This window comes from Nocardia carnea (genome assembly GCF_029869215.1).
Lineage (GTDB): Bacteria > Actinomycetota > Actinomycetes > Mycobacteriales > Mycobacteriaceae > Nocardia > Nocardia carnea_B.
Genome location: NZ_JARWPM010000294.1, coordinates 1 through 6,989 on the forward strand (window position 1 = coordinate 1; position 6,989 = coordinate 6,989).

The 6,989-nt window shown below is 70.8% G+C and carries 8 protein-coding genes; 1 reads left to right on the forward strand and 7 read right to left on the reverse strand.

Features of this window, described 5'->3' with window-relative positions:
• Window positions 1-115: 115 nt before the first annotated feature.
• From QH276_RS20765 to QH276_RS20775, 3 genes are all read right to left on the reverse strand, one after another.
• Window positions 116-568 carry a hypothetical protein gene (locus QH276_RS20765; protein WP_163848034.1) on the reverse strand — a complete coding sequence of 151 codons (453 nt, stop codon included), beginning with the start codon at window positions 566-568 and terminating at the stop codon, window positions 116-118.
• Window positions 569-804: 236 nt separating this feature from the next.
• Complete coding sequence (locus tag QH276_RS20770) at window positions 805-1,191, reverse strand: hypothetical protein (protein ID WP_163848036.1); 387 nt, start codon at window positions 1,189-1,191, stop codon at window positions 805-807.
• 29 nt (window positions 1,192-1,220) lie between these two features.
• Window positions 1,221-2,033: a hypothetical protein gene (locus tag QH276_RS20775; RefSeq protein WP_163848038.1), complete on the reverse strand. Its 813-nt coding sequence runs from the start codon at window positions 2,031-2,033 to the stop codon at window positions 1,221-1,223.
• A gap of 704 nt (window positions 2,034-2,737) precedes the next feature.
• On the opposite strand from QH276_RS20775, the gene QH276_RS20780 reads away from it, so the two are divergent.
• Window positions 2,738-2,890: a hypothetical protein gene (locus QH276_RS20780; RefSeq protein WP_163848041.1), complete on the forward strand. Its 153-nt coding sequence runs from the start codon at window positions 2,738-2,740 to the stop codon at window positions 2,888-2,890.
• A gap of 107 nt (window positions 2,891-2,997) precedes the next feature.
• Here QH276_RS20780 and QH276_RS20785 read toward each other — a convergent pair whose 3' ends face one another.
• The 4 genes from QH276_RS20785 to QH276_RS20800 all read right to left on the reverse strand — a co-directional run.
• Window positions 2,998-3,663, reverse strand: coding sequence for a hypothetical protein (locus tag QH276_RS20785; protein WP_163848043.1), 666 nt, complete (start codon window positions 3,661-3,663; stop codon window positions 2,998-3,000).
• A 95-nt stretch (window positions 3,664-3,758) separates the two neighbouring features.
• Window positions 3,759-4,286, reverse strand: a complete 528-nt coding sequence (locus tag QH276_RS20790) for a hypothetical protein (RefSeq protein WP_163848045.1) — start codon at window positions 4,284-4,286, stop codon at window positions 3,759-3,761.
• Window positions 4,287-4,387: 101 nt separating this feature from the next.
• On the reverse strand, window positions 4,388-6,085 hold the full coding sequence (locus tag QH276_RS20795) for a hypothetical protein (protein WP_280198148.1): 1,698 nt from the start codon (window positions 6,083-6,085) through the stop codon (window positions 4,388-4,390).
• 37 nt (window positions 6,086-6,122) lie between these two features.
• On the reverse strand, window positions 6,123-6,989 hold an 867-nt coding region (locus QH276_RS20800; protein ID WP_280406862.1), incomplete at its 5' end, for an AAA family ATPase.

Genomic DNA, 6,989 nt, shown 5'->3' on the forward strand with positions numbered 1-6,989 from the left:
CCGCTGACGATCGCCCCCACAACCTCCACCCGCGCACCGCCGTCTAGACCACGAAAGCGGCCGGTGTGGCCGAGCATATGCTCGGCCCCACCGGCCGTTTCGGTATGTAGGCGGGCTAGGAGATCAGCGGAGATACCGCAGGTTGTGTCCCCGCTGCCGAGTCGGCAGCCATCGGCAACCGCCACGTCGGCACCAGATTCAGCATCTCGACCGCATCGTCCCCGCCCCCGTCTCCGGCGTTGTCGGGGGCCGGGAGCGGGGCCACGTTGACGACCGCGCGGGCGGCGCTGACGGGGTCGGTGTAGGTGATCCCGGCCAGCGTCCCCGTCGTGATCCGTACGGCGGCGGTCGCGGTGTGATACATGGCGTCGGTGCGCATCCGGCGGTAGGAGACGAACACCGGCAACCACGGTGCCGGACTATCCGATTCGGGCGGGGCGGTGAGGTGTCGGGCCGCCTCGGCGGTGACCGCCAGCCACAGTTCCAGGCTGTCGGCAGCGTGCGGGGAGCTGGCGAACACGCGGTGCAGCGCCGCTGCGACATCCGCCGGAATAGAGACGTTGTACATGATCGGGGAAACCCTTTCAGAAGAGATAAATTGGAGTGGCGGGGGGGCGGGGGGCCGCCGGGGCGGGGCGCGGGGGGCCCGCGCGCGCCCCCCCGCCGCCCCCCCCCACCCCCTCACTCATCTCTCTTCCACCCCCCCCCCCCCCGCCCCTCCCCCTCTCCCCCCCCCGCCCGCCCCCCCCCCCCCCCCCCCCGCCCCCCCCCCCCCCCCCCCCCCCCCCCCCCCCGCCACGCATGTCAGGAGGCAGCTCGGGCGGCGTGGGCGGCGGCAGACGGATTGGTGAAAACGCGGCCGTCGGGCAGCATCAATCCACCGCAGGCGGTGATCACCGCCGTGACATCGAATTCAGGGTTGGCGATTCGATCGCCCACCTTCACCCGTCCCGCTGCGATCAGATCCGCGACGGTGACCCGCTGCACAGGCTCGAAGGGGAACGGCTCGTCGAATTCGTAGTCCATCTGCCACGACGGCGCGCACTCGGTACAGATCCGGCCGTCACGGTGTCCGCATTCATCGGCCGATGTCACCCGGAAAGCGACCTCCCTGACCTGGTGAACGAATTCGCCGGTGCCGAAAACGGTGTAGGACTCATCCAGACGCGCGACGAGAACAGTGATATCCATCAGAAAACGCTCCAAAGATTTCGGGGTCGTCAGTTCGTCGGTGTCGGGGGTTGCTGCCCTGGATTCCCGGAGTGTTCGGGTGTCGCTGCGAGAGCGAACCGTTTGGGAGCCGTGCTGGTCTGCTGGGCGGTTCCGCCCTTGGTGAGGGTCACCAGCGCGTTGTGGACCGCGCCACTGGACCGATTGAGGGCCTTGCCGATCTGGTGCGGGCTGAAATCCTCGTCCGGGTGATCCCGCAGAAAGTCCTCGACGTGCCCCCGCAACGCACCCGACCGCAACCGGGGGCCCGACTCCTGCTGCGCCGCTGCCGCGTCATCGCCCCCCTCCGGGGTGGCCGGGGCCGGGTCTGCGCAGTCGTCGCCGGTGGGGCCCGCTACAGCTGTGATTGCCTGCCCGGGGTCGGCGGGCGCGGGGGTAGCGGGTGCGCTGGAGTCGGCGTTTGTGGTGTTCATCTCGGCGGCCGGTTCGGAGGTTGCCGGTTCGGGATCCGCCGGTTCGGGAGCCGCTGGTTCGGGCGCGGCAGCAGGTGCGGCTGTGGTCCATGTTTTGGCCGCCCGGGGCGATTCGGGGTCGCTGTGGGAACGGGCGACCCCGGCGGTTTCCCAACGCGACAGCGCGCGCCGGGCAGTCGACACCCCGATCCCGGCTGCCCCCGCCAATTCGGCAGTGGCGAAACCGGGGTAGGCGCCCAGTGCGGCCCACAGCGCCGCGTCGCTGTCGTTGCGCAGCGCGGGCACACCGGCACCCGATCCATTTTCCGGGGCGGCAGCGGCGGTGTCAGGGGTGTGGTCGGGGGCGCCCGGCGTTGGGCGCGCGGTGGTGTTCTTCTTACGTGTGGACATGACGATTCCCTCCAACGATGTGGTTCGGGTGGATGTGGGTCATGTCCCGGCCGGGACGGAAACCACACCGGGCCGGGGGGTGAAATCCCCGGGGTTTCGGTGCGGTTCCCGCTCCTATGGACGCTCGATACCCGGGCTGCTGTCAAGCGGGGCGTGAAAGAAAATCCGCGACCCGAATTCCTCTCGACCGATTGTGGAATGCCCTTGGCGCGAGTGGAATCCGGCTCCTCGACCGCGCTCTCGGACGAGCCCACAGCCTCCCTCGGGGGCGAGTTCGCCGGCGTGCGTCACACACCGAAGCAGGCCGGCTCGACGAGCGCCGCTGGAGAGGTCAAGCTCCATCCGAGTGGCGTGACCGGCGTAGCCCTCGCACCGCCGTTCACCGCGCCAGTTGCCAGGGTGCGGCGTTGCCGGAGGTTGCCGACCCGCGAGATACTGGAGATCGGCAACGGCACCGCGGCGAGCACCCCGAGCCGGGCGCCGCTACCGCTCCTTGTGCACGGCTCGGCACAGCCCACGGGGCATGTTTCTTGAAAAGGGTGGTGGGCGTCGACCGGCGGCCTCGCACCGGTTCCCTGTCGATGCTGGACGACCGCCACGAACCCGCTACCGGGCTGAACGGCGCGCGAGCCGCACCAAAGTCGTACCTCGCCCCGTGACCGCGCCCGGGAGGGTGTTGTTCGCACAGGAAAGGAGGTAGAGCCGTGGGTAGCCGGGAATGGATGGATCGAGAATCGGCTGACCGGATCGGCGCCGCAGCCGAACGGGATCCGTCGTCGCCGACGGCAACGTCGGGCTTCGCCGATCGCGCCGAAGCCGCCGCCGACCGCAACCAGGACGACGATTGCGACGACTGAACTTGCGGCGAGCAGCAGTGATGGGCCGCTCTGCCGGGGCGGCCCAACACTGCTGTGAGTCGGCGTTACGGGGCTACCGGCGACCGTCCACAGACACCCAAACCGGTCTACCGGTCGTAGTCCGATTCGCGCCGGTAGATCCCGTATTCGTCGGCGGGCAGGAACGCGAACGGGTAGCAGCGGGTGCTCGGGTTCCCGTCCCACAGGGTGATCGGATGCTGGGTGGGGACATCGCACCACCAGGTGCCGTCGTCGAAGGCGATATCGAGGTGGTCCTCGCACTCCGTGACCGCGCGTACCCGTTTGCCGTGGTCGAGGCGCTGCCCCGCGCGCAGCGTGTGGGCCGCGACAATGCCGGGCGGCTCGGTTGCCGATGTCGTGGCTGCGGTGAGGTCGAGACGGAAGAGACCGGGTTCGTGCGGTCGCGAGCCAGTGAGGGCGGTGTCGGCGGTGGCGCGGATATCGCTGGCGTAGCAGGTGATATCGAGGCCGAGGTCGTGATCGTCGACCGGGTTGCCGTGACGATCGCGGAACCCCGAGACGCCGAGTCCGCCATACGGTTCCCAGTCCAGGAACACGGTGACAATGGCGGGGTTGCGGTGGCCGATCTCGGCGGCGATCAGTGCCAGGACGGCTTCGGTGATGCGCTGTTCGCGTACCGGTCCGAATGCCAGCGCGAACGCGGCGGTCAACCGGTCCCGCGCCGCGTCGGCGGCGAGACATGTGGGCTGGGCCGTGTCGCTGTTGGTGGGTGTGGGGTCGGGGTGGTTCATTGTTTGTCTCTCCTTCGGGTGCGGTGGCGGTGGTCGCCGGGTGGCCCCGGTATCGGACAGTTCCTGTGGCCGATACCGGGGTCCGGTCGCTGGTGTCACGGGTGGGCGTCGCCCCAGGCGGCGGGTAGCCGCCCGCCGGTGGACAGGTGGGCGTCGAGGGTTGCCATGGTGTCGGCGGCCTCGGCGCACAGCGCTTCGAGCCGGTCGTGATGCTCGGCGCACGCACTCGGGTCCTCGGTCCCGTCCGTGCGGGTGGTGTAGGTGTTGTGCTCATCGCGGATGCGGTACCGGAGGTCGCGGAACCGGGCGAGCGCGTGATCGGGGTCCACCGCCGCCGGGGTTACCGGCAGGAGTCGGGCGTCGATGGTGGGGATGTGACCGGCGGCAGCGGCGTCGGCACGCAGGTCGGTGAGATCGGTGAGTGCGGAGTCCACGTCTCGGGCAGCGAACTCGACGGGCTCGCTGGTGTCGGGGAGGTCGCCGTCGCGCAGGTTGGCGGCCATGGCACCCAACCGGCGGGCGAGATCGGCGGCGCGGTCGGCGGTCTCGTACTGCTGCTGATGCAGCGCCTCGGCGGTGTGGTCGCGGTCGGCGTCCAGGTTTTCGGGGGTGTTGCTGGTCATTCGGGTTGCTCCTGTTCTTCGTGGGTGCCATTCGTTGGCTGGGGGTTTCGTCCTCCCGGGGGCGCGGTGGGGTGCCGCGCCCCCGGGGAGTGCGGTGTGGGTTAGGCGCTGCGTACTGCGGTGGTGGCGGCGCGGCCGATGGCGGCGGCTGTGGCGGTCGGGCGGGTGATCCGGTGCACGGTCGCCCCGTCCAGCGGGTTCGATATGCCGTGCGCCGGTGAGAGCCACAGCACCGCGCACCCGGCCGCGCGTAGTGCGTCGAGGCGTTTCTGGGCGCGGTCGCGATTCGGGCCGTCGTAGTCGCCATCGGAGATGATCACCAGCAACCGCGTCGCCCCGGCCCGGGACAGGCCGAGTGCGCCGTCGAGGGCGTCGATGGCGGTGTCGATGACGTGCAGCCAGTCCGGGCAGGCGAACTCGGTGACCCGCGCGGGCGCGGTGCCCGGGTAGGTGACCGGTTTCACCGAGGCCCCGAAAGTGACCGTGGCGGTTTCGGCGGGCATGGTGGCCAGTTCGGCCGCGCGGGCGATGATCCACGCGGCCGAGGCCACCGGCCCGGCGAAAGCATCCATCGACCCGGACACGTCGCAGGCGATCCCGACTCGCAACGGTGGCAGCGGAACGGTTTTTCGGGTCGTGCGGGTGAACGGTTCGGCGGTCGGGATCGCCCCGGCGGCGCGTTGGGCCTCACGCGCCAGCGCGCCACGCATCCGCAACCGGCCCGGCGGCAACACCGAGGTCGTTCTCACAGCGGCGCGTTCACGGGTGGCGGCGGTGTCGAGGGCGCGGGCCAGTACCCGCGCGGCGGCGTGTTCGTCCCGGCGCGGGGTGCGGGTGTTGTGGGTGCTGGCCGAGACACCGTGACCCGTACCGTCACCGAACACTCGTTGTGCTTGCGCCGTGGCGCGTTGGGCCGAACGCGTGGCGGCGCGGCGCGCGTCGGCGGCAGCCTCAGCCGGATCGACCGGAATCGGCTGCGCCGCCACCGCAGCCGCCACGTTGGCCACGGTGGCACCGATCGCGGCGGACAGCACCGAATTCGGGGCCGGGTCGGCGTGCGGGTCCGGGCCGACCAGGTCGAGCCACCGCTGCCCGAGTTCGAGCATCGTGTTGGTGTCGTCGTCAGCGACGGTGTGGGCCTGTCGCCAGATGGCGCGCAGTTGGTCGAGGGTGTCGGTGCCGAGGATGGACTCGATCGCTTGGGCGGCGGGTGCGGTTTCGGCCGGTTCGAGGATGCCGCCGTCCACCCGGCCGAGGATGAGGGCGGCATTGTGGGCGGCCGAGTACGGGGTCGGTGGGATCGCGGTGGCGGCATCGGTGCCGCCGTTGTCACCGATCACGATCTCGGTCGCGCTGGCGCGGAGCCAGTGCCGGTCATCGGGGCGGCGGCGAATTTGGGCGGCCTCGATCCGGGACTCCTCCAACAGCATGGCGGCCTCGACCACTGCCGGATCGGCCACCGGCGGGGCCTCCCAGCGGGAATGTTGGGCGTGGGCGCATTCGTGCACGAACGCGCCCCAGGTGGCGGCGTAGCGGGCGCGGTCACTGTTCCGGTCCGGGCGGGCGGTAGCCGGGTCGATACCGAGGCCGGTGCCGTCGAGTTCGATCGCGGCTTTGTGGGGCATGAACACCGCCGGGTGTCCGTGGGCCGCGCCCGGGGCGATGGTGACCACGAGGTCGTCGCGGTCGGCGATCGGTGGGGCTTCCTCGGTGAGGGCGGCCGACAGTGTGTCCCATCCGTCGGTGGCCGGTGGCGGGGTGGGTGTGGTGGTGGGGTCGGCGATCAGGTGGCCGGTCACAGCAGGTCCTTCCGTGTGGGGGGTCGGGGCGGTGGGTTTAGAGGCGGGCGCCGAGGGCGAGGGGTTCGAGGCGGGCGCCGAATATGGTGCGCACCACGTCGGCGACGATGGGGCGGTCGTCCTCGGGGGCGGCGCCGATGAGGTTCGCCGCAGCGGTGGGTATGTCGGTGGCGGCGGCGATTTTCTGGAACGCCAGCAGTTCGCGTAGTTGGGGTGCCCATCCGATCTCGCCTTTGCCCTGGCGGGTGGCCAGGTTGCGCGCCACTTTCACCGCCCGTTTGTCGACCCCGAGCTGTCCGGCGAGGTCGTAGTCCGAACCGACCTGCACCTGGAACGCAAACCGCGATGCGAGGGCATCAGACAGGATCGCCCCGTGCACCCCGGGGTTGTGTCCGGCCACCACGAAGAACCCGGGCTCGGCTTTCACGACCTCGCCGCCATGGGCTTTGATCACGATCTCGCGGCGCCCGTCCATCGCCGGGTACACCACCGACAGCACCGTCGGCGGAATGAGAGTCGCGTCGTCAATGAACAGCACCCGGCCCTCACGCATGGCCCGGACCAGCGGGCCGTGCACGAAAACGAAGGTGCCGTCGGGGTTCTGGGTGTACTCGCCCACGAAATCGGCGACCGTGGTGTCACCGTCCCCCTGCACGGTCAGCAGATCCCCGTAGGCGGCCTCGATCAGCGAGGTCTTCCCGGTTCCCGGCGGGCCGTACAGCAGCACCGGGACCTCGGCGCTGCGCATCGTCTGCAACACATCCACATCAGCGCGCCCGGCGAGCTGGCGCATGTGGTAGGTCTGCCCGTTCGGTCGCGCCACCGTGTTCCCGGTGCGCGCGGGCGCCGCCGGGGCGGCCGGGGCGGTGGAGGTGGCGGGGGCCTTGGGGGGGGGGGGGGGGGG

What these genes read in the sequence shown, in the direction of transcription:
- QH276_RS20785 (WP_163848043.1), bottom strand. Translation starts at nt 3,663, where the DNA reads ATGAACCACCCCGACCCCACACCCACCAACAGCGACACGGCCCAGCCC.
- QH276_RS20770 (WP_163848036.1), bottom strand. Translation starts at nt 1,191, where the DNA reads ATGGATATCACTGTTCTCGTCGCGCGTCTGGATGAGTCCTACACCGTT.
- QH276_RS20775 (WP_163848038.1), bottom strand. Translation starts at nt 2,033, where the DNA reads ATGTCCACACGTAAGAAGAACACCACCGCGCGCCCAACGCCGGGCGCC.
- QH276_RS20790 (WP_163848045.1), bottom strand. Translation starts at nt 4,286, where the DNA reads ATGACCAGCAACACCCCCGAAAACCTGGACGCCGACCGCGACCACACC.
- QH276_RS20765 (WP_163848034.1), bottom strand. Translation starts at nt 568, where the DNA reads ATGTACAACGTCTCTATTCCGGCGGATGTCGCAGCGGCGCTGCACCGC.